A 21,030-nucleotide genomic window follows, 5' to 3' on the forward strand; every position below is an offset into this window, starting at 1 on the left:
GCCTAGCACACCTGTAATGACGCCGTCATTACAGGTGTGTATCTTGGCGGTGGTGAGTCAAGGGGTTCTGAATTCGTCATGTACCCCCAACCAGAGATGCGTCAATGACGTAAGGGGGTACCGCTCGGGGTATCTACTAGATGGGCCTGGGCTAACTTGTTGATTCTATGGTTATAAATGAATCGGTGTTGAAGTGGCGAGAGCTTCACCACCGGCCCGACCTGAGCCGCCATCCGTGCAACGGGCATCCCGCAGGAGCGGCGCCGGCCGCGCTCGTCCGCCCCCGGGAACGAACGGGGACTTCCGGCACGCTTGCCTTATGGCGAACCGCGCTAGGCTTGCGCTTCAGGCCCTTTCGGAGTCCTCCCATGCGCCGTGCCGTGCTGATCGCCGTCCTGGCCGCCTGCTGTTGCCTGGCACCCTCGGCCCTGGCCGCCGCCGGGCCGCCCGCTTCCGGGGCCGTCCGCGACGAAGCGGCCGCCGCATTGCACCGCCTGTTCGAGGCCGAATGGGAACGCGGCCTGCGCGAATCGCCGGAGAACGCGGCCTACCAGGGCGATCATCGCTTCGACGACCGCTGGACCGACATGAGCCTGGAGGCCATCGCCCGGCGCGAGGCTGCCGACCGCCAGGCGCTGGCCGCGCTCGGGCGGATCGATCGCGCCGCGCTGTCGTCGGCCGACCGGCTCGACTACGACACCTTCGCCTGGCTGCAGGAACGCACGGTCGCGCGCCAGCGCTTCCGCGAGTACCTGCAGCCGGTCGGCCACCAGGGCGGGGTACAGACCGCCGACGGCATTGCCGAGATCCTGCCGTTCGCCAGCGCCCGGGACTACCGCCACTGGATCGCGCGGCTGCAGGCGCTGCCGGTGCTGCTGGAGCAGACCGCCGCCCTGATGCGCGCGGGCATGGAGGCCGGCCGCGTGCCGCCGAAGGTGCTGATGCAGCGGGTGCCGGCGCAGATCCGGGCGCAGGTGGTGGACGACCCGCAGGCCAGCCCGTTCTACAGGCCGTTCCTGAAGATGCCCGATGCCATCCCCGCCGCCGAGCGGGAAGCGCTGCGCCGGCAGGGGCGCGAGGCCATCGCCGCGCGGGTGGTGCCGGCCTACCGCGACTTCGGCCGCTTCTTCGAGCGGGACTACCTGCCCAGGACCCGCGACAGCATCGCCGCCACCGACCTGCCCGACGGCGATGCGCATTACGACTTCCTCGCCGGCTGGTACACCACCACCGACCTGAGCGCCGAGCAGATCCACCGGATCGGCCTGGAGGAGGTCGCGCGCATCCGTGCGCAGATGGAGAAGATCCGCGCGGAGGTCGGCTTCGAGGGCGACCTGCACGCGTTCTTCCAGCACCTGCGTACCGATCCGAAGTTCTTCTACGCCGACCCGGCCGACCTGCTGGAGGCCTACCAGGCCCTGTCCAAGCGGGTCGACCCGGAGCTGGTGAAGGTGTTCCGCACCCTGCCGCGCCTGCCCTACGGGGTGCGCCCGATCCCGGACAACATCGCCCCGGACACCACCACCGCCTACTACCAGCCCGGCGCGGTGGACGGCAGCCGCGCCGGCTACTACTACGTCAACCTGTACAAGCCGCAGGTGCGGCCGAAGTGGGAGATGCTGGCCCTGACCCTGCACGAGGCCGTGCCCGGGCACCACTTCCAGTTCGCCCGCGGCGCAGAGCTGCCGGACCTGCCGCTGTTCCGCCGCACCGCCTACTTCGTGGCCTACGGCGAAGGCTGGGGCCTGTACGCCGAGCGCCTGGGCTACGACATGGGCCTGTACGAGGACCCCTACGACCGCATGGGCCAACTGGCCTACGACATGTGGCGGGCGGTGCGGCTGGTGGTGGATACCGGCATGCACGCCAAGGGCTGGAGCCGGCAGCAGGCGATCGACTACTTCATGGACAACTCGCCCAAGACCGAGCAGGACGTGGTCAACGAGATCGACCGCTACATCGCCTGGCCCGGGCAGGCGCTGGCCTACAAGATCGGCCAGTTGCGGATCTCGGCGCTGCGCGAGGAGGCGGCCCGCGAGCTGGGGCCGGCCTTCGACCTGCGCGATTTCCACGACGCGGTGCTGGAAACCGGCTCGGTGCCGCTGGAGACGCTGGAGACCCACGTCCGCGCCTGGATCGCGGAACGGAAGGAGAAGGCGGCCGGATGAGGGTTCCGGGCTCTGTCGCCGGCTGAAGTCGGCGACCGCCATGCGGCCGCGCCCAGCGCCTCGCGGTCCCAGGCGGCTTCGCCCCGCAAGCCGCCGCCCGCGCCAGACCGGGCCCTCGCAGGCCGCCGCCCAGGCACCGGTCGACCTGCCTCCGCCCGGCTCCCGTCCGGCGGATTTGCGCCCCGGCCCCGCGCCCTGCATAATTTCCGGCTTCCTGCGCCTTTCCGGCGTCGGAAGACCTTGCCCCACCGCTTCCGTTCCGGTCGACGGGGGGCTGCCTGGCCCGCAAGGGCCCGCATCCACGAGGAAAGACAATGCGCCATTACGAAGTCGTGTTCCTGGTCCACCCGGACCAGAGCGAGCAGGTGCCGGCCATGATCGAGCGCTACAAGTTGCTCATCGAGAACGCCAGCGGCACCATCCACCGCCTGGAAGACTGGGGCCGCCGCCAGTTGGCCTACCCGATCCAGAACCTGGTCAAGGCCCACTACGTGCTGTTCAACGCCGAGGTCGGCCAGGCCGCCATCGACGAGCTGGTCGAGACCTTCCGCTTCAACGACGCGATCCTGCGCCACCTGGTCATCCGCCGCGACGGCCCGGATACCGAGCAGTCGCTGATCATGAAGAGCAAGGACGAGAAGGCCGACAAGCCCGAGCGTGGCGAGCGCCGCCGCCGCGACGAGGAAGGCGAGGGCAATGCCGCTCCTGCCGCCGACAACGACGGCGACAACGCCGAAGCCGCCGAAGCCGCCTAAGGAGCGCACCCATGTCCAAGTTCTTCCGCCGCCGCAAGTTCTGCAAGTTCACCGCCGAGGGCGTCAAGGAGATCGACTACAAGGATCTCAACACCCTGCGCCAGTACCTGACCGAGAACGGCAAGATCGTGCCGAGCCGCGTCACCGGCACCAAGTCGCGCTACCAGCGCCAGTTGTCGACCGCGATCAAGCGCGCCCGCTTCCTGGCCCTGATCCCCTACACCGACAACCACGACGTGTGATCGAGGCGGGTCCTCCCGCGAACCGCCCGGACGTCCGGGCGCGGGTGTTCGACGGAGGCCCCTCGGTCCTGCGACCGGCAGTCGAAACAAGAACGTCCGATCCGGACAGCAATCGTTGCGGCGCCTGGCATGGCGCCGCTAACGGATAGAGGAGCAACACGATGGAACTGATCCTTCTGCAGAAGGTCACCAACCTGGGCAACCTGGGCGACAAGGTCAGCGTGAAGCCCGGCTACGGCCGCAACTTCCTGGTCCCGCAGGGCAAGGCCGTGCCGGCCACCGCCGCCAACCTGGCCGAGTTCGAGGCCAAGCGCGCCGAGTACGAGGCCAAGGCCCAGGCCCAGCTCGACGAGGCCGGCGGCCGTCTGGGCAAGTTCGAGGGCGCCAGCGTCACGGTCAAGGCGAACGCTTCCACCGAAGGCAAGCTGTACGGTTCGGTCGGCCCGCGCGACATCGCCGACGCCTTCACCGCCGCCGGCCTGCCGGTGGAGAAGAGCGAGGTGGTCATGGGCGAAGGCCCGATCCGCCACGTAGGCGAGTTCGAGGTGCTGCTGCACCTGCACGCCGACGTGCAGACCACGGTCAAGGTGGTGGTCGAGCCGGAAGCCTGACCGGCCGCGCCGTGCTGGGCAGCGAGGGGCGCCGGGAGGCGCCCTTCGCTTTTTCCGGCGGGCGGCGCGTCGTCTCAGCCGGTGGGATGCGCACCGGTTATGCACAGGCCATGCACAGGTCGTGCATAGACCTGTCTGCAACGCCCGTCCGTCCGCGCCGACTACGATGGGCGGGCCCGCCGGTCCATCGCCCGCGCCCGTCTCCCCAGGAGCCTCCGTACCATGTCCGCCGTTCCCGGCTTCCGCAACGAACGCAGCAGCGATGCCCGCATCGAACAGCTCCGGGTGCCGCCGCATTCGGTGGAGGCCGAGCAGGCGGTGCTGGGCGGGCTGATGCTGGCCCCGGAGGCCTACGACACCGTCGGCGACGTGCTGGTGCAGGGCGACTTCTACCGCCGCGACCACCAGCTCATCTATCGCGCCATCCGCGAGCTGGCCGAGAAGAGCCGCCCGTTCGACGCGGTGACTCTGGGCGAATGGTTCGACTCGCAGGGCTTCTCCGAGCAGATCGGCGGCGGCGCCTACCTGGTCGAGCTGGCCACCACCACGCCCTCGGCGGCCAACATCCGCGCCTACGCCGAGATCGTGCGCGACAAGGCGGTGCTGCGGCAGCTCATCGAGGTCGGCACCGGCATCGTCAACGACGGCTTCCAGACCGAGGGGCGCGACAGCGCCGCGCTGCTGGCCAAGGCCGAGCAGGAGGTGTTCGCCATCGCCGAGGCCGGTTCGCGCGGGCGCCAGGACTTCGTCCCGGTCAACCGCGCCCTGACCGAGGCCTTCGAGGTGCTGCAGAGCCGCTACAACAGCGGCGGCGGCGTCACCGGCCTGCCTACCGGCTATACCGATTTCGACGAGATGACCGCCGGCCTGCAGCCGACCGACCTGATCATCCTGGCCGCGCGTCCGGCGATGGGCAAGACCACCCTGGCGCTGAACATGGCCGAGTACGCGGCCATGAAGTCGAAGAAGCCGGTGGCGGTGTTCTCGATGGAGATGTCGGCCTCGCAACTGGCCCTGCGCCTGATCTCCTCGCTGGGCCGGGTCAACGCCACCCGCCTGCGCACCGGCCAGTTGGAGGACGAGGACTGGAGCCGGGTGACCAGCGCGATCAAGATGCTGCGCGACGCCAAGATCTTCATCGACGACACCCCGGCGCTGTCGCCGGACGTGCTGCGCTCCAAGGCCCGCCGGCTCAAGCGCGAGCACGGCCTGGGCCTGATCGTGATCGACTACCTGCAGTTGATGCAGGTGCCGGGCAACAGCGAGAACCGCGCCACCGAGATCTCCGAGATCAGCCGTTCGCTCAAGGCCCTGGCCAAGGAGCTGAACGTGCCGGTGATCGCCCTGTCCCAGCTCAACCGCTCGCTGGAGACGCGCACCGACAAGCGCCCGGTGATGGCTGACCTGCGCGAGTCCGGCGCCATCGAGCAGGACGCGGACGTGATCGTCTTCATCTACCGCGACGACTACTACAACCGCGAGAACTCGCCGGACAAGGGCCTGGCCGAGGTGATCATCGGCAAGCAGCGCAACGGCCCCACCGGGGCGGTGAAGCTGAAGTTCTTCGGCGAGTACACCCGCTTCGACAACCTGGCCAACGACGCGATCGGCGTATTCGAGTAGGGCGCGGGGGAAACATCCTGCGTTCACGTACCTCCGGCTAGCATCCCGGCGTCCGCGAAAGACGCCATCGCGCCGCGGCCCGTCCATGCAAAGGAGCCTGTCATGAAGATCCGCAAGCAGACAACGATACTGCTGGCCGCCGCCGCGCTGGCCGCGATGCTGGCCGCCGGCTGCCAGACCACCGACCCCTACACCGGCCAGGGCCAGATGAACCGCACCAGCAAGGGCGCGCTGATCGGCGCCGGCATCGGCGTGGCCGCCGGCCTGCTGACCGGCGACAGCGCGGTCGAGCGCCGCCAGCACGCGCTGATCGGTGCCGGCATCGGCGGCCTGGCGGGCGGCGCGGTGGGCAACTACCAGGACCGCCAGCAGGCGGCGCTGCGCGACAAGCTGCAGGGCACCGGCGTCGGGGTCAACCGCAACGGCGACAACATCACCCTCAACATGCCCGGCAACGTCACCTTCGCCTTCAACAGCGCCAACCTGGACCCGCAGTTCTACCCGGTGCTCAGCGGCGTGGCCGACGTGCTCAAGGAGTACGACAAGACCGTGGTCGAGGTTGCCGGCCACACCGACAGCATCGGCAGCGACGAGGTCAACCAGCGCCTGTCCGAGCAGCGCGCCAACGCGGTGACCCAGTTCCTGGTGGCGCAGAACATCAATCCCCAGCGCTTCATCACGGTCGGCGCCGGCAAGCGCTACCCGATCGCCGGCAACGACACCGAGGCCGGCCGCGCGGCCAACCGCCGGGTCGAGATCACCCTGGTGCCGGTGCGCTCCTGAGCCTGCCCGGCAGGCCGGGCGCATCGCATGCAGCGGGCCGCGGAAGCGGCCCGCCTGCGTTGGGGAGGCCGGGGGCCGCCGCTCAGGCCGCCTCCGGCTCCAGGATGCGCGGTTCCTCGCGCATCGCGCCGTTCTGGCCGGTCCTGGCCGGCGATGCCGCCGCATGCGCGCCATCGGCGCCCTTGCCGGCGGTGGCCGCGCCGCTGCACATCGACGGGCAGTGCACCATCATGTAGTCGGCGTTGGAGCTGAGCCGCTCGAGCAGGAAATCGACGAACGCGCGCACCTTGGGCGAGGCCACCCGGCCGCGCGGGAACACCGCGTTGAAGTCCACCTCCGGCCCGGTCCAGCCGGCCAGCACCCTCCGCAGCGCGCCCGATTCGACGTAGGGCTTGGCGCCCACGTCGGTGGCCAGGGTTAGCCCTTCGCCGCACAGTACCGCGCCGATCAGCGCGGCCGGGTCGTTGGCCACCATCAGCGGGTTGATCGGGTAGTCCACGGTGTGGCTGCCGTCGTTCAACGGCCAGGCGATGCGCGAAGGGTGGGTGTGGTGGTGCTTGCGCACCGCGACGATGCGATGGTGCTGCAGTTCCTCCGGGTGCTGCGGTTCGCCGTGGCGCTCGATGTAGCCCGGGCTGGCGAACACCTGGGTGCGGAAGCTGGCGAGCCGGCGCGCGACCAGGGTGGAGTCGGGCAGCGCGCCGGCACGCAGGGCCACGTCGATCTCGCTGCCGATCAGGTCCACCGGCTCGTTGCTCATGTGCATGTCCAGGCGGATGTCCGGATATTGCGCATGGAACTGGCCCAGCAACGGCGAGATCCAGGAAAGGCCGATCGAGTAGGGCACGCTGAAGCGCAGCCAGCCGCGCGGGCCGCCCTGCAACTGGCCGACCGCGCTCTCGGCCTCCTCCAGCTCCTGGGCGATGCGCTGGCAATGCTCGTAGTACACGCCGCCGGCCTCGGTCATGCCGAGGCGGCGGGTGGTCCGGTGCAGCAACTGCGCGCCCAGGCGCGTCTCCAGTTCCTGCACCTTGCGGCTGACGGTGGTCTTGGGCAGGCCCAGCGAGCGGGCCGCGGCGATGAAGCTGCCCTGTTCGACCACCTTGACGAAGACGAGGGTGTCGTTGAGGTCGTGTGCCATGGGGGATACCAGTCGGGAAGCGGTAGGAAGGAAGCGGGCGGGGAGGGCGGAAATGGATTGGCCCTGCTGCGGGATGATTATTCCCTTAAATCAGGACTAATCAAGTCCTTTTTAAGCGCGTAACGTGGCCGCCTCGCTCCTGTGATGGACCACCGCCCATGTTGATTCCGCAACCGATCCTGCGCCTGTTCGAATCCGCGACGGGCAGCGACGACGATGCTTTCCGCCTGCCGAAACTCGGCGCGGGCCGGCCCACCGGGCATTTTCGCCAGTTCGCGGCATCGCGTCGCCTGCAGCGGAGCGGGGCGTGGCTGCCGGGATCGCGCAGCTTGGCCCGGCGTTTTTCCGGCGGGATCGTCCCGCATGCGGGAGAAAATATCCCGTAAGCGGGATATTCGCCCGCCAGGCGCGGTGCCGGGCGCCGTCGTCCGGCCGTCGCCGGCGTCCCTGCCGCGCCGCTCCGTAAGCGGCGGCCCGGGGCCGGCGAAGCCGCCCGGCGGTCGCGCCGGATCGCCTTCCGGCGCATGCGGCCCCGCGCGGCGGTTCCGGTCCGATGTATCGGATTTGATTTGATTTTCGCCCCCGGTCCACGGGCCTGCCCGCCGCGCGGGGCGCCCATCGCTTCTTTCGATTTCCTCCACGAGGTCGTGCCATGAACATTCCATCCCGATTTCCCGCCCGGTCGCGCCACCTGCTGGTTCCGCTCGCGGCCGGCCTGCTCGCCGCCGCGGCCCTGGCCGGCTGCAGCGGCCAGGCCAGCGAGAACGCACCGCCGCCGCCGCAGGTCGGCGTGGCCGAGGTGCCGGTGCGCGCGGTCAGCCAGTGGGACGAGTTCAGCGGCCGGGTCGAGGCGGTCCAGAGCGTCGCCTTGCGCCCGCGCGTCTCCGGCTACATCGAGCAGGTGAACTACCGCGAGGGCCAGGAGGTGAAGAAGGGCGACGTCCTGTTCACCATCGACGCGCGCAACTACCGCGCCGGGCTGGACCGCGCCGAGGCCGCGCTGGCGCGTGCGCGTGCGCAGGCGACGCTGGCGCGCAGCGAGGCCGACCGCGCCGGCCGCCTGTCCGAACAGAAGGTCATCTCGGTGGAGAGCTGGGAACAGCGCCGTGCCGCGGCCGACCAGGCCCATGCCGACCTGGCCGCGGCGCAGGCCGCCGTGGACACCGCCCGGCTGGAACTGGAATGGACCCGGGTACGCGCGCCGATCGACGGCCGCGCCGGGCGCGCGCTGGTCACCGCCGGCAATCTGGTCGGCGCCGGCGATGCGGCCAGCGTGCTGACCACCATCGTCTCGCTGGACAAAGTGCACGTGCACTTCGACGCGGACGAGGCCAGCTTCCTGCGCTATGCCGGGCTGGCGCGCAGCGGCCAGCGCGCCAGCGAGCGCGACGGCGGGCTGCCGGTGCAGGTCGCGCTGGCCGACGAGGCGGGCTTCCCGCACGCGGGCACGGTCGATTTCCTCGACAACCAGGTCGACAGCGGCACCGGCACCATCCGCGTCCGCGCGCTGCTGGACAACGCCGAGCGCCGCTTCACCCCGGGCCTGTACGCGCGGGTGCGGCTGCCGGGCAGCGGCGAGTTCCAGGCCGCGCTGGTGGACGACAAGGCGGTGCTCACCGACCAGGACCGCAAGTACGTCTACGTGGTGGATGCCGACGGCAAGGCCCAGCGCCGCGACATCGAGATCGGGCGCCTGGCCGACCTGTCCGGATCGCCGCAAGGGCCGGCGCTGCGCATCGTCGAGCAGGGCCTGGCCGCCGGCGACAAGGTGATCGTCAGCGGCGTGCAGAAGGTGTTCTTCCCCGGCATGCCGGTGCAGGCGCGCGCGGTGGCGATGGGCGCCGCCGGCGAGACCGCCGCCGCGGTCGCCGCCCGATGAACGCCGCCCGATGAACGCCGCCCGATGAGGTGACCCGGCCGCCGCGCAGGACGCGCGCCGGCCCCGCTCATGCCCGTCCTCCTCCGCTCCCTCTCCCGCTTCCCCCGCGGGGGAGGGCGGGTCCTTCCTTTCCCGAAATCCCGGACATTCCCATGGACTTCTCCCGCTTCTTCATCGATCGGCCGATCTTCGCCGCGGTGCTGTCGATCGTGATCTTCGCCGCCGGCCTGATCGCGATCCCGCTGCTGCCGGTCGGCGAATACCCCGACGTGGTGCCGCCCTCGGTGGTGGTGCGCACGGTCTATCCCGGCGCCAACCCCAAGGTGATCTCCGAGACCGTGGCCACGCCGCTGGAGGAGGCGATCAACGGCGTGGAGGACATGATGTACCTCAAGTCCGTCGCCGGCTCCGACGGCGTGCTGCAATTGACCGCGACCTTCCGCCCGGGCACCGACCCGGACGAGGCCGCGGTGCGGGTGCAGAACCGCGTGGCCCAGGCCCAGGCGCGGCTGCCCGAGGACGTGCGCCGCCAGGGCGTGACCACCCAGAAGCAGTCGCCGGTGTTCCTGATGGTGGTGCACCTGACCTCGTCCGACGGCAAGTACGACTCGCTGTACCTGCGCAACTACATGCGCCTGCACGTCAAGGACGAGCTGGCCAAGATCCCCGGGGTGGGCGACGCCCAACTGTTCGGCGGCGGCGACTACGCCATGCGCCTGTGGCTGGACCCGGACAAGGTCGCCGCCCGCGGCCTGACCGCCGGCGACGTGCTGGCCGCGGTGCGCGAGCAGAACGTTCAGGTCTCCGCCGGCCAGCTCGGCGCCGAGCCGATGCCCAACGGCAGCGACTTCCTGCTGCCGATCAACGCCCGCGGACGCCTGGAGAGCGTGGAGGAGTTCGGCGGCATCGTGCTAAAGAGCGGCGCCGACGGCCAGGTGGTGCGCCTGGCGGACGTGGCCCGGATCGAGCTGGCCGCCGGCGACTACACCCTGCGCGCGCGCCTGGACGGCAAGAACGCGGCGGCCATCGGCATCTTCCAGGCCCCGGGTGCCAACGCGCTGGACATCCGCGACGCGGTGGTCGGCAAGATGGCGCAGATCCGCCAGGCCCTGCCCCCGGGCGTGGAAATCCAGTCGATCTACGACACCACGGTGTTCGTGCGCGACTCGATCGCGTCGGTGATCAGCACCCTGCTGGAGGCCACCTTGCTGGTGGTGCTGGTGGTGATCCTGTTCCTGCAGACCTGGCGCGCCTCGATCATCCCGCTGCTGGCGGTGCCGGTGTCGGTGGTGGGCACCTTCGCGGTGCTGTACCTGCTGGGCTATTCGATCAACACCCTGACCCTGTTCGGCCTGGTCCTGGCCATCGGCATCGTGGTCGACGACGCCATTGTGGTGGTGGAGAACGTGGAGCGCCACATCGAGGCCGGCGCCAGCCCGCTGGAAGCGGCGCACCTGGCCATGCGCGAGGTGAGCGGGCCGATCGTCGCCATCGCCCTGGTGCTGTGCGCGGTGTTCGTGCCGATGGCGTTCCTGACCGGCGTCACCGGCCAGTTCTACCAGCAGTTCGCGGTGACCATCGCCATCTCCACGGTGATCTCGGCGATCAACTCGCTGACCCTGTCGCCGGCGCTGGCGGCCAAGCTGCTGCAGCCGCACGGTGCGGCCAAGGACCGCCCGGCGCGGATCATCGACCGCCTGTTCGGCTGGGCGTTCCGTCCGTTCAACCGCTTCTTCAAGCGCGGCTCGGTGCGCTACGAGGGCGCGGTGTCGCGGGCGCTGGGCCGGCGCGGTGCGGTGTTCGCGGTGTACGCGCTGCTGCTGGTCGGCGCCGGGGTGATGTTCAAGGCGGTGCCGGCCGGCTTCATCCCGGTGCAGGACAAGCTGTACGTCATCGCCGGGGTGAAGATGCCCGAGGGCGCCTCGATCGAGCGCACCGACGCGGTGCTGAAGAAGATGGCGGCGATGGCCATGGAGGTCGAGGGCGTGGAGCACGAGGTCGCGTTCCCGGGCCTGAACCCCCTGCAGTTCACCAACACCCCGAACAACGGCGTGGTGTTCTTCACCCTGGCCCCGTTCGGCGAGCGCACCGCCAGCGCCGAGGCGATCACCGCGCAGCTCAACGCCCGCTTCTCGGCCATCGAGGAGGGCTTCACCTTCGCCTTCATGCCGCCGGCGATCCAGGGGCTGGGCAACGGTTCGGGCTGGTCGCTGTTCGTCGAGGACCGCACCCGGCTGGGCTACGGCGAGCTGCAGAACGCGGTCCAGGCCTTCCAGGGCGCCGCCTCGCAGGTGCCGGGCATGGGCTTCCCGATCTCCAGCTACCAGGCCAACGTGCCGCAACTGGACGCGGAGGTGGACCGGGTCAAGGCCAAGGCCCAGGGCGTGCCGCTGACCGGGCTGTTCGAGACCCTGCAGACCTACCTGGGCTCGGCCTACGTCAACGACTTCAACCTGTTCGGCCGCACCTGGCAGGTGATCGCCCAGGCCGACGCGCCGTTCCGCGACGAGGTCACCGACATCGCCAACCTGCGCACCCGCAACGCGGCCGGGGAGATGGTGCCGGTCGGTTCGATGGTGAGCATCCGCCAGACCTACGGCCCGGACCCGGTGATCCGCTTCAACGGCTACCCGGCCGCGGACCTGATGGGCGACGCCGACCCGCGGGTGCTGTCCTCCGGCGAGGCGATGGCCAAGGTGACCGAGCTGGCCCGGCAGGTGCTGCCGCCGGGCATGGGCATCGACTGGAGCGACCTGAGCTACCAGCAGGCCACCCAGGGCAGGGCGGCGCTGGTGGTGTTCCCGCTGGCGGTGCTGCTGGCCTTCCTGGTCCTGGCCGCGCTGTACGAGAGCTGGACCCTGCCGCTGGCGGTGATCCTGATCGTGCCGATGACCCTGCTGTCGGCGCTGCTGGGCGTGTGGCTGACCGGCGGCGACAACAACGTGTTCGTCCAGGTCGGGCTGGTGGTGCTGATGGGCCTGGCCTGCAAGAACGCGATCCTGATCGTGGAGTTCGCGCGCGAGCTGGAACTGCAGGGCAAGGGCATCGTCGAGTCGGCGCTGGAGGCCTGCCGCCTGCGCCTGCGCCCGATCGTGATGACCTCGGTGGCGTTCATCGCCGGCACCGTGCCGCTGGTGCTCTCGCACGGCGCCGGCGCCGAGGTGCGCTCGGTCACCGGCGTGACCGTGTTCGCCGGCATGCTCGGGGTGACCGTGTTCGGCCTGTTCCTGACCCCGGTGTTCTACGTGGCCCTGCGCAAGCTGGCCAACCGCCCGCTGGTCTCGCATGCGCCGGCGGCCGATGCGGCCTCCGTGCACGCCTGATCCTTCATCCCCCAAGGAATCCGATCCATGAACGCATCGCAGAAGATCGCCCTGGTCACCGGCGCCACCCGCGGCATCGGCCGGCAGACCGTGCGCCAACTGGCGCAGGCAGGCGTGCATACCCTGCTGGCCGGCCGCAACCGCGAGCGCGCGGTCGAGGCCACGCTGGAACTGCAGGCCCTGGGCCTGCCCGTGGAAGCCATCGCCCTGGACGTCGCCGACGCGGCCTCCATCGCCGCCGCCGCGCGCGAGGTGGAGCGGCGCCACGGCCGCCTCGACATCCTGGTCAACAACGCCGGGATCCTGCTCGACGAGGTCGGCAAGGCGCCCTCGGAGCAGTCGCTGGAGACCTGGCGCCGCACCTTCGACACCAACCTGTTCGGCCTGGTCGCCACCACCCAGGCGTTCCTGCCCCTGCTGCAGCGCGCGCCGGCCGGGCGGATCGTCAACGTCTCCAGCGTGCTGGGTTCCATCGCCCTGCACCTGGACCCGTCGTCCTTCATCTACGACTTCAAGCTGCCGGCCTACAACGTCTCCAAGAGCGCGGTGAACGCGTGGACGGCGCAACTGGCCTACGAGCTGCGCGGCAGCCGGATCAAGGTCAACACCATCCATCCCGGCTACGTGAAGACCGACATGAACGGCGGCGAAGGCGAGATCGGCGTCGCCGAGGGCGCCCGCACCAGCGTGCGCCTGGCCCTGGTCGACGATGACGGCCCGCAGGGCGGCTTCTTCCATCAGGAGCAGGTGCTGCCATGGTGATCCGGATCCTTTCCGTGGCGCTGGCCACGGCGCTGCTGTCGGCCTGCGCGGTCGGCCCGGACTACCGCGCCGCCGCCCCGGCACCGGTGCAACTGCACAACGCGCAGGCGCCGGGCACGGTGGCCGACTCGCCGGTGGCGCAGTGGTGGCGCCAGTTCGACGACCCGGTGCTGGAGCGGCTGGTCGCCGACGCGCTGCTGGCCAACCCCGACCTGCGCATCGCCATGACCCGGGTACGGGCCGCGCGCGCGGTGTTCGGCGAGCGCCGGCTGGAACCGTGGCCGCACGTGAGCGCCGGCGCCGCCGGCGAGCGCACCCGGCCGCCGGATGCGGCCGGCGGCGGGATCGACGAGGTCTACAGCCTGGGCTTCGACGCGGCCTGGGAACTGGACCTGTTCGGCCGCCTGCGCCGCGGCGCGCAGGCCGCGCGCGCCGACCTGCAGGCCGAGCAGGCCGGGCTGGAGGACGTGCAGGTCAGCGTCGCCGCCGAGGTCGCGCGCAACTACTTCCTGCTGCGCGGCACCCAGAAGCGGATCGAGGTGGCCGAGCGCACTCTGTCCAACCTCGGCCAGACCCAGCGGTTGACCGAGACCCGGGAAGAACTCGGCGCCGGCAGCGCGCTGGACGTGCACAGCAGCCGTGCGCGGCTGAAGGCGATCGAGGCCGGCATCCCGCTGCTGCGCTCCACCGAGGCGGCCGCGCGCTATCGGCTGGCGGTGCTGCTGGGCCTGCGGCCGGGCGCGCTGGACGTACACCTGGCACCGCGCCCGGCGCCGGCCTACGCCCGGCCGCTGCCGCTGGGCGATACCCGCGAGTTGCTGCGGCAGCGCCCCGACGTGCGCGCGGCCGAGCGCCGCCTGGCCGCGGCCACCGCCCAGGTCGGCGTGGCCACCGCCGACCTGTTCCCGCGGATCGGCATCCGCGGCTTCGCCGGCTTCCTGTCCGGCGACTTCTCCGGGCTGGTGGCCGGGCGCAACGAGGCCTGGTCGGTGGCGCCGTCGATCAGTTGGGCCGCGTTCGACATGGGCAGCGTGCGCGCCCGCCTGCGCGCGGTCGAGGCCGGCGCCGATGGCGCGGCGGTGCAGTACGAGAAGACCGTGCTGCTGGCCCTGGAGGACGCCGAGAACGCGCTGCAGGGCTATGCCCGCCAGCAGGAGCGGCTGCGGATCGTGGTCGAGCAGGCGGCGTCGGCGCGCGAGGCCGAGCGCCTGGCCGCGGCCGGCTACCGCGAGGGCGCCTCCGACTTCCTGGTCCTGCTCGATGCGCAGCGCAGCCAGTTGGCGGCCGACGACGCCCTGGCCGAGGCCGAGGCGGCGGTGAACATCGCCGCGGTCGCGGTGTACAAGGCGCTCGGCGGGGCCGGCACCGACACCCGGCAGGGGATCGCCGCGGCGGAGCTGCCGCCGCGCGGCTGAGGCCGCGGCAGGCGGCGGCCTTCACGGCATATCGGCGGCGGCCGGACCAAGGTGCCGGCATCTCCTTCATCGGCGCCGGCACCATCTTCGCCCGCCGCGGCGGGCGCGGGGTGGAAGGCATCACCACCGCCGCCTCGCTGCTGGCGGTGGCGGCGATCGGGATCACCGTCGGCTTCCGCTACCACGTCCTGGCCGCGGCGGTCACCGCGCTGACCCTGGCGGTGCTGACCGTGCTGCGCTGGTTCGAACGGCGCAAGACGGCCGGCACGGGTGCCAGGCCGTAGGAGCCGGCGTGGCGAAGGAGATCCGCTGCGGGCGACGGGCGGCGATCCGGCCGTCAGACCCGGTCCTCGATGCCCTGCACGCCGGCATGGCCGGCGCAGTGCGCGCAGCAGAAGAAACGTCCGTCGTGCTCGGCGCCATGGCCGACGATCCGGCAGCCGCAATGCTCGCAGACCGGCGCGAGCGCGTGGATCGCGCATTCGAACGAGTCGAAGGTACCGCGGCTGCCGTCGGACTGGATCAGTTGGAAGGCCTTGTCGTAGTCGTTGCCGCAGACGTCGCAACGGGCCATGAGCGTGCTCCTGTCGTGGGGTGCGTGCCATTGCAGCGCGGTCGCCGTGAACGGACGGCGATTGCGCTCGTCCCCTTCGCGTCGTCCTGCGTCGCTTGCGGGTGCTGGGCTTGCCCGCCGCCGCCATGCATGGGCCGCCTGCCGGCGATCCGCCAGCCATGGCGGCCGGCGGCAAGAACGGCTCCCGCAGGTGGCACCGGCCGGGGAGGTCTGCCCGGCCGGATGCCATCTCCGCGGCCTCAGCCTGCGCTGCGCGGCCCGCGCCCGTGCAGCCAGCGGTACAGCACCGGCAGCACCACCAGGGTCAGCAGGGTCGAGGAGACGATGCCGCCGATCACCACCGTGGCCAGCGGCCGCTGCACCTCCGAGCCGGCGCCCACGTTCAGCGCCATCGGCAGGAAACCCAGCGAGGCCACCAGCGCGGTCATCAGCACCGGCCGCAGCCGGCCCAGGGCGCCGTCGCGCACCGCCGGCTCCAGCGCCCGGCCGCCGGCGCGCAGGCGGCGGATCGCGCCGATCATCACCAGCCCGTTGAGCACCGCCACCCCGGACAGGGCGATGAAGCCCACGCCGGCGGAGATCGACAGCGGGATCCCGCGCAGCGCCAGCGCGGCCACGCCGCCGGTCAGGGCCAGCGGCACCCCGGTGAAGACGATGGCTGCGTCCTTGATCGAGCCGAACGCCCAGAACAGCAGGGCCAGGATCAGCAGCAGGGTCAGCGGCACCACTACCGCCAGGCGTCGGCCGGCGGAGATGAGCTGCTCGAAGGTGCCGCCGTAGTCGAGCCAGTATCCGCTCGGCAACTCCAGCTCCGCCGCCATCCGCGCCTGCAGTTCGGCGACGAAGCCGCCGAGGTCGCGGCCGCGCACGTTGGCGGTGACCACCACCCGGCGCTTGCCGTTCTCGCGGTTGACCTGGTTGGGCCCGAGCACGGTCTCGATCCGCGCCACCTCGCGCAGCGGCACCGTGCGCGGCGCGCCACCGGCCCAGGATGCGCCGCGCTCGGACTCGTCCGGACTGGCGTTGCCGCGCAGCGGCACCGGCAGGTCGGCCAGCGCGGCCGGGTCCTGGCGCAGCGGCTCGGGCAGGCGCACGACGATGTCGAAGCGGCGGTCGCCCTCGAACAACCGGCCGGCGACTTCGCCGCCCACCGCCAGGGCCACGATGTCCTGCACGTCGCCCGGGTTGAGGCCGTAGCGGGCGAGGGCGGCGCGGTCCGGGACGACGCTGAGCATCGGCAGGCCGCCGGCCTGCTCCATGCGCACGTCGGCCGCGCCGTCCAGGCCGCGCGCCAGCGCCTCGACCTGGCGGCCGACCCGGGCCAGGGCATCCAGGTCGTCGCCGTAGACCTTGACCGCCACGTCGGCGCGCACCCCGGAGATCAGCTCGTTCATGCGCATCTGGATCGGCTGGGTGAACTCGTAGTTGTTGCCGGGCAGGCGCCGGGCGGCGGTCTCCAGTTCCTGCAGCAGCGCCGCCTTGGGCTTGCGCGGATCGGGCCACTGCGCGCGCGGCCCGAGGATCAGGAAGGTGTCGGCGATCGAGGGCGGCATCGGGTCGCTGGCCACCTCGCCGGTGCCGATCTTGCTGAACACGTGCTCCACCTCCGGGAAGGCGGCGAAGGTCCGTTCCAGGGTGCGCTGCATCGCCACCGCCTGGTTCAGGCCGGTGCCGGGGATGCGCATGGCGTGCACGGTGATGTCGCCCTCGTCCAGGCTGGACACGAACTCGCTGCCCAGGCGCGTGGCCAGCAGGCCGCAGCCCAGCACCAGCGCCGCGGCGGTGCCGAGCACGGGCAACCGGTGGCGCAGCGCCCAGCCCAGCACCGGGCCGTAGCCGCGCCGGGCCCACTGCATCATCCGGGTGTCCTTTTCCTTGACCCGGCCGCGCAGGAACAGGGCGATGGCCGCCGGCACGAAGGTCAGCGACAGCAGCATCGCGCCGGTCAGCGCCAGGACCACGGTGATCGCCATCGGGTGGAACATCCGTCCCTCCACCCCGGTCAGCGCGAACACCGGCAGGTACACCGCGGCGATGATGCCCAGGCCGAACAGGCTGGGCCGGATCACCTCGGCGGTGGCGGTCGCGGTGGCGTCCAGCCGTTGCTCCTCGTCCAGGGCCCGGCCCAGCGCGTGCTGCAGTTCGCCGAAGCGGCGCAGGCAGTTCTCGATGATGATCACCGCCCCGTCCACGATCAGGCCGAAGTCCAGCGCGCCCAGGCTCATCAGGTTGCCGGAGACGCCGCCGCGGACCATGCCGGCGAGGGTGAACAGCATCGCCAGCGGGATCACCGCGGCGGTGATCAGCGCCGCGCGCACGTTGCCCAGCAGCAGGAACAGCACCACGATCACCAGCAGCGCACCCTCGACCAGGTTGCGGGCCACGGTGCGGATGGTGCGGTCGACCAGGGCGGTGCGGTCGTACACCGCGGTGGCGCTCACGCCCTCGGGCAGGCTGCGGTTGGCCTCGCGCAGGCGTGCGGCGGCGGCCTGCGCCACCTGGCGGCTGTTGGCGCCGGCCAGCATGAACACCGTGCCCAGCACCACCTCGTCGCCGTCGAGCGTGGCCGCGCCGGTGCGCAGCTCCAGGCCTTCGCCGACCTGGGCCACGTCGCCCACCCGGATCGGCACGCCGTCGCGGCGGTCGAGCACGACCTGGCGCAGGTCGTCCAGGCCGCTGGCCTGGCCCGGTGAGCGCACCAGCAGCTCCTGGCCGTTGCGCTCGATGTAGCCGGCGCCGACGTTGCGGTTGTTGGCCGCCACCGCCGCGGCCACGTCCTCGAAGCCGAAGCCCAGCGCCACCAGCCGCGCCGGATCGGGAGTGATGTGGACCTGCCGCGCGTAGCCGCCCTGGGTGTTGACCTCGGTCACCCCGCGCACCTGCCGCAACTGCGGCCGGATCACCCAGTCCTGCAGGGTGCGCAGGTCGGTGGCGGTGTAGGGCGTGCCGTCGGCCTTGCGCGCGTCCGCCGCGGCCTGGACGGTGTACATGAAGATCTCGCCCATGCCGGTGGCGATCGGCCCCAGTTCCGGTTCCAGGCCATCGGGCAGTTGCGCGCGGGCCTGGGCGATGCGCTCGGCCACCTGCTGGCGGGCGAAGTACAGGTCGGTGCCGTCGTCGAACACCACGGTCACCTGCGACAGGCCGTAGCGCGAGAGCGAACGGGTGTGGTCCAGCCCCGGCAGGCCGGCCAGCGCCGTCTCCAGCGGGAAGGTCACCCGCTGCTCGGCCTCCAGCGGCGAGTAGCCGGGCGCGGCGGTATTGACCTGCACCTGCACGTTGGTGATGTCGGGGGTGACGTCGATCGGCAACTGGCTGAAGCTCCAGCCGCCGACCGCCACCAGCGCCAGGGTCAGTGCCAGCATCAGCCAGCGATGGGCGATGGACAGGCGCAGGATGCGTTCGAGCATGCCGCGCGCTGCGGAGGTCGCCGGCTCAGTGCTCATGCGCGGCCCCCGCCTTGCCGATGTCGGCCTTGATCAGGTAGCTCTGCTCGACCACCACCGCATCGCCCGGCTCCAGCCCGGACAGCACCTGGACCTGGAGCGCGTCGCGCTGGCCCAACCGCAGCGGATGGGCGCGGTACTCCTCGCCCTGGCGGACGAACACCACCTCGCACCCGTCCAGGGTCTGCAGGGCGGCCAGCGGCACCACCAGCGGCACCGGCCGCCGGGCCACGGTGATCCGCGCCTTGACCGCCGAACCGGGCCGCCACAGGCCGTCGTCGTTGTCGATCGTGGCCCGGGCCACGGTGCTCTGGCTGGCGGTGGCGGTGCCGGGCAGCACGCGTTCGAGCGTGGCGCCGGCGGTGGCGCCGTCGCTCAGCCGGGTCACGGTGACCGGCACCCCGGGCCGGATGTGCTGGGCATCGGCGCCGAACACGTGCAGGTCGACCCATAGCGTGGACAGGTCGGCGATCTCGAACAGCGGCGAGGACTCGGCGGCGATCGCGCCGGGCATGGCGTTGCGGGCCAGGACCACGCCGGAGATCGGCGCGGCGACCGAGTACTCGGTCAGGCTCTGGTTGCTTTCCACCCGGGCCAGCACCTGACCGGCGCGGACCGGATCGCCGACGTTGGCCAGCAACTGCCGCACCGGACCGGGGAAGCGCGCGGCGACCTGGGCCACGCGGCCTTCCACCGGGGTCAGCAGGCCCTGGATCTCGTGCTCGTCGGCGAGGGTGCCCGGGCCGGCCGGGGCGACCCGGATGCCGGAGGCTTCGGCCACGTCGGCGGGGATCGTGGTGCGGTCGCCGCCTTTGCCGTGGTCGTCATCGTCTTCGGCGTGCCCATCGCCGGCTTCGCCGTCGTGGCCGGCGGCGGCGGCTTCGCCGTGGGCGTGGCCGTGGCGATCGGCGGCGGTCGCCGGCGCATCGCCGCCGCCGCAGGCGGACAGCAGCAGGGCCAGGCACAGGGCGGTGGATGGGGAACGGAACGGCATCATGGGGTCGGTCCTCGTGCGGGCGCGTCTGCGGCGGCGACGAAGGCCTGGCCGGTCAGGCGCTGGAGTTCGATCAAGGCCAGCCGCGCCTCGAGCGCGGCCTCGAGCCGGCGCTGGCGCGCGGCGGTGTGCTCGGACTGCAGTTGCGCCCATTCCAGGTAGCTGGCGGCGCCGGCGCGGTAGGCGCGGGCGGCGGCCTCGGCGGCCCGTTCCAGGCGCGGCAGCACCTCGGCGCCCAGGCGCTGCGCCTCCAGCCGTGCGCCGGTGTAGCGGCCGTGGGCCTGGACCAGGGTCGAGTACAGGGCCGCGCCGCGCGCTTCGCGTTCGACCTCCAGGCCGGCCAGGCCGGCTTCGGCCATGCGGATCTCCGGCTGCGCGTGGCGCGCGCCGCCCAGCGGCAAGGACAGGCCGGCAACCAGGCCGGTGTCGCCGCCGTCCTGCAATCGGCGCACGCCCAGCCGCCAGTCCAGGTCGGGCCTGGCCGCGCTGCGCGCCAGTTGCAGGCGCGCCTCGGCGATGCGTTGCGCGTCGGCGAACTGCTGCAGTTCCGGGGTGGCATCCAGCAGGGCGGCCAGCCGTCGCGGCGGTTCGAGCGCCGGCAGGTCGAGCAGATCGGCGGCGGCGACCTCGAACGCCGGCGCGCGTTCGCCCCACAGCGCCGCCAGGTGCTGGCGCGCGGCGTCGCGATCCTGCGCCGCGCGCGCCTGGTCCAGTTCGGCGCGGGCGAGGGCGGCCTGCGCGGTGAGCAGCACCGATTCGGGCGAGGCGCCGGCCTGCAGGCGCTTTCGCGCCGCGGCGACGGTGCGCTGGCGCTGGGCGACGTCCTCGCCGGCCAGCGCGATCCGCGCATCGGCCGCGGCCATGGCCAGGTAGCGGCGCGCGGTTTCGGCCAGCAGGTCCAGGCGCTGGGCCTCGCGCTCGCCGGCCAGCGCGTCGATCCGGCGCTGGGCCAGGGTACGGCGCGCGTCGAGCTTGCCGCCGCGCTCGAACACGCCGGCCAGCGACAGGGTCAGCTCGGCGCCGTCGAATCCATGCAGCGCACCGCTGCCGGGCGCGTTCTCCAGTTCGAGGTCCGCGCGCATCGCCGGGCGCAGGGAAGCCTGCTCCAGTTCGGCCAGCAGCACGTCGCTGCGCGGGCCGAACAGGCGCAGGTCGGGATGGGTGCGGGCGACGCGCGCGAACGCGTCGTCCAGGGTCAGGCGGTCGCCGGCGTGCGCGGGCAGGGCCCACGCCAGCACGGTGACCAGCGCGGCACGGGCCGCGGGTCGCAGGAACATCGGGATTTCTCCGGTCGGACGAGTGGGGATGCGGCCG

General features: G+C 71.9%; 17 protein-coding genes. 12 read left to right on the forward strand and 5 right to left on the reverse strand.

The window, feature by feature from the left end; genetic code table 11:
* Positions 1-368 precede the first annotated feature (368 nt).
* The 6 genes from HNR76_RS06845 to HNR76_RS06870 all read left to right on the forward strand — a co-directional run bounded on the left by HNR76_RS06845 (position 369) and on the right by HNR76_RS06870 (position 6,182).
* The gene (locus tag HNR76_RS06845) at positions 369-2,168 is read left to right on the forward strand and encodes a DUF885 domain-containing protein (RefSeq protein ID WP_162312088.1); all 1,800 of its coding nucleotides are present in this window, start codon (positions 369-371) and stop codon (positions 2,166-2,168) included.
* Between the two features lie 314 nt (positions 2,169-2,482).
* Positions 2,483-2,923 carry a 30S ribosomal protein S6 gene (gene rpsF, locus HNR76_RS06850; protein ID WP_162312087.1) on the forward strand — a complete coding sequence of 147 codons (441 nt, stop codon included), beginning with the start codon at positions 2,483-2,485 and terminating at the stop codon, positions 2,921-2,923.
* 11 nt (positions 2,924-2,934) lie between these two features.
* Entirely contained in the window at positions 2,935-3,165 is a 231-nt protein-coding gene (gene rpsR, locus HNR76_RS06855) for a 30S ribosomal protein S18 (RefSeq protein ID WP_052633502.1), read from the forward strand.
* Between the two features lie 161 nt (positions 3,166-3,326).
* Positions 3,327-3,776: a 50S ribosomal protein L9 gene (rplI, locus tag HNR76_RS06860; RefSeq protein WP_162312086.1), complete on the forward strand. Its 450-nt coding sequence runs from the start codon at positions 3,327-3,329 to the stop codon at positions 3,774-3,776.
* A 222-nt stretch (positions 3,777-3,998) separates the two neighbouring features.
* Entirely contained in the window at positions 3,999-5,399 is a 1,401-nt protein-coding gene (locus HNR76_RS06865) for a replicative DNA helicase (RefSeq protein WP_162312085.1), read from the forward strand.
* A gap of 108 nt (positions 5,400-5,507) precedes the next feature.
* A complete protein-coding gene (locus HNR76_RS06870; RefSeq protein WP_425501830.1) occupies positions 5,508-6,182 on the forward strand; it encodes a YiaD family glycine zipper/OmpA-like lipoprotein in 675 nt (224 codons plus the stop codon).
* Between the two features lie 82 nt (positions 6,183-6,264).
* Here HNR76_RS06870 and HNR76_RS06875 read toward each other — a convergent pair whose 3' ends face one another.
* Complete coding sequence (locus HNR76_RS06875) at positions 6,265-7,323, reverse strand: LysR family transcriptional regulator (protein ID WP_162312083.1); 1,059 nt, start codon at positions 7,321-7,323, stop codon at positions 6,265-6,267.
* A 158-nt stretch (positions 7,324-7,481) separates the two neighbouring features.
* Between HNR76_RS06875 and HNR76_RS06880 the strand changes: the two genes are divergently transcribed.
* The 6 genes from HNR76_RS06880 (at position 7,482) to HNR76_RS06905 (ending at position 14,986) form a co-directional block, all read left to right on the forward strand.
* Positions 7,482-7,709 carry a hypothetical protein gene (locus HNR76_RS06880; RefSeq protein WP_162312082.1) on the forward strand — a complete coding sequence of 76 codons (228 nt, stop codon included), beginning with the start codon at positions 7,482-7,484 and terminating at the stop codon, positions 7,707-7,709.
* A gap of 266 nt (positions 7,710-7,975) precedes the next feature.
* Complete coding sequence (locus HNR76_RS06885; RefSeq protein ID WP_162312081.1) at positions 7,976-9,202, forward strand: efflux RND transporter periplasmic adaptor subunit; 1,227 nt, start codon at positions 7,976-7,978, stop codon at positions 9,200-9,202.
* Positions 9,203-9,354: 152 nt separating this feature from the next.
* Positions 9,355-12,525, forward strand: a complete 3,171-nt coding sequence (locus HNR76_RS06890) for an efflux RND transporter permease subunit (protein ID WP_162312080.1) — start codon at positions 9,355-9,357, stop codon at positions 12,523-12,525.
* Positions 12,526-12,552: 27 nt separating this feature from the next.
* Positions 12,553-13,287 carry an SDR family oxidoreductase gene (locus HNR76_RS06895; RefSeq protein WP_162312079.1) on the forward strand — a complete coding sequence of 245 codons (735 nt, stop codon included), beginning with the start codon at positions 12,553-12,555 and terminating at the stop codon, positions 13,285-13,287.
* Positions 13,281-14,702, forward strand: coding sequence for an efflux transporter outer membrane subunit (locus tag HNR76_RS06900; protein WP_162312078.1), 1,422 nt, complete (start codon positions 13,281-13,283; stop codon positions 14,700-14,702). The genes HNR76_RS06895 and HNR76_RS06900 overlap by 7 nt, the downstream gene beginning before the upstream one ends.
* Before the next feature lie 59 nt (positions 14,703-14,761).
* Positions 14,762-14,986, forward strand: coding sequence for an MgtC/SapB family protein (locus HNR76_RS06905; protein ID WP_343059267.1), 225 nt, complete (start codon positions 14,762-14,764; stop codon positions 14,984-14,986).
* A gap of 53 nt (positions 14,987-15,039) precedes the next feature.
* Here the strand turns inward: HNR76_RS06905 and HNR76_RS06910 are convergent, their stop codons facing one another.
* The 4 genes from HNR76_RS06910 to HNR76_RS06925 all read right to left on the reverse strand — a co-directional run bounded on the left by HNR76_RS06910 (position 15,040) and on the right by HNR76_RS06925 (position 20,993).
* Complete coding sequence (locus HNR76_RS06910; RefSeq protein WP_162312077.1) at positions 15,040-15,276, reverse strand: hypothetical protein; 237 nt, start codon at positions 15,274-15,276, stop codon at positions 15,040-15,042.
* 239 nt (positions 15,277-15,515) lie between these two features.
* Positions 15,516-18,686, reverse strand: a complete 3,171-nt coding sequence (locus tag HNR76_RS06915; protein WP_162312076.1) for an efflux RND transporter permease subunit — start codon at positions 18,684-18,686, stop codon at positions 15,516-15,518.
* A 25-nt stretch (positions 18,687-18,711) separates the two neighbouring features.
* The gene (locus HNR76_RS06920; RefSeq protein WP_211373198.1) at positions 18,712-19,716 is read right to left on the reverse strand and encodes an efflux RND transporter periplasmic adaptor subunit; all 1,005 of its coding nucleotides are present in this window, start codon (positions 19,714-19,716) and stop codon (positions 18,712-18,714) included.
* Positions 19,716-20,993, reverse strand: a complete 1,278-nt coding sequence (locus tag HNR76_RS06925) for a TolC family protein (RefSeq protein WP_211373195.1) — start codon at positions 20,991-20,993, stop codon at positions 19,716-19,718. The genes HNR76_RS06920 and HNR76_RS06925 overlap by 1 nt, the downstream gene beginning before the upstream one ends.
* Positions 20,994-21,030 lie beyond the last annotated feature (37 nt).

The sequence above is a fragment of the Pseudoxanthomonas broegbernensis genome (genome assembly GCF_014202435.1).
Taxonomy (GTDB): Bacteria; Pseudomonadota; Gammaproteobacteria; order Xanthomonadales; family Xanthomonadaceae; genus Pseudoxanthomonas; species Pseudoxanthomonas broegbernensis.

What these genes read in the sequence shown, in the direction of transcription:
- HNR76_RS06845 (WP_162312088.1), top strand. Translation starts at nt 369, where the DNA reads ATGCGCCGTGCCGTGCTGATCGCCGTCCTGGCCGCCTGCTGTTGCCTG.
- rpsF (WP_162312087.1), top strand. Translation starts at nt 2,483, where the DNA reads ATGCGCCATTACGAAGTCGTGTTCCTGGTCCACCCGGACCAGAGCGAG.
- rpsR (WP_052633502.1), top strand. Translation starts at nt 2,935, where the DNA reads ATGTCCAAGTTCTTCCGCCGCCGCAAGTTCTGCAAGTTCACCGCCGAG.
- rplI (WP_162312086.1), top strand. Translation starts at nt 3,327, where the DNA reads ATGGAACTGATCCTTCTGCAGAAGGTCACCAACCTGGGCAACCTGGGC.
- HNR76_RS06865 (WP_162312085.1), top strand. Translation starts at nt 3,999, where the DNA reads ATGTCCGCCGTTCCCGGCTTCCGCAACGAACGCAGCAGCGATGCCCGC.
- HNR76_RS06875 (WP_162312083.1), bottom strand. Translation starts at nt 7,323, where the DNA reads ATGGCACACGACCTCAACGACACCCTCGTCTTCGTCAAGGTGGTCGAA.
- HNR76_RS06880 (WP_162312082.1), top strand. Translation starts at nt 7,482, where the DNA reads ATGTTGATTCCGCAACCGATCCTGCGCCTGTTCGAATCCGCGACGGGC.
- HNR76_RS06885 (WP_162312081.1), top strand. Translation starts at nt 7,976, where the DNA reads ATGAACATTCCATCCCGATTTCCCGCCCGGTCGCGCCACCTGCTGGTT.
- HNR76_RS06890 (WP_162312080.1), top strand. Translation starts at nt 9,355, where the DNA reads ATGGACTTCTCCCGCTTCTTCATCGATCGGCCGATCTTCGCCGCGGTG.
- HNR76_RS06895 (WP_162312079.1), top strand. Translation starts at nt 12,553, where the DNA reads ATGAACGCATCGCAGAAGATCGCCCTGGTCACCGGCGCCACCCGCGGC.
- HNR76_RS06900 (WP_162312078.1), top strand. Translation starts at nt 13,281, where the DNA reads ATGGTGATCCGGATCCTTTCCGTGGCGCTGGCCACGGCGCTGCTGTCG.
- HNR76_RS06910 (WP_162312077.1), bottom strand. Translation starts at nt 15,276, where the DNA reads ATGGCCCGTTGCGACGTCTGCGGCAACGACTACGACAAGGCCTTCCAA.
- HNR76_RS06915 (WP_162312076.1), bottom strand. Translation starts at nt 18,686, where the DNA reads ATGCTCGAACGCATCCTGCGCCTGTCCATCGCCCATCGCTGGCTGATG.
- HNR76_RS06920 (WP_211373198.1), bottom strand. Translation starts at nt 19,716, where the DNA reads ATGCCGTTCCGTTCCCCATCCACCGCCCTGTGCCTGGCCCTGCTGCTG.
- HNR76_RS06925 (WP_211373195.1), bottom strand. Translation starts at nt 20,993, where the DNA reads ATGTTCCTGCGACCCGCGGCCCGTGCCGCGCTGGTCACCGTGCTGGCG.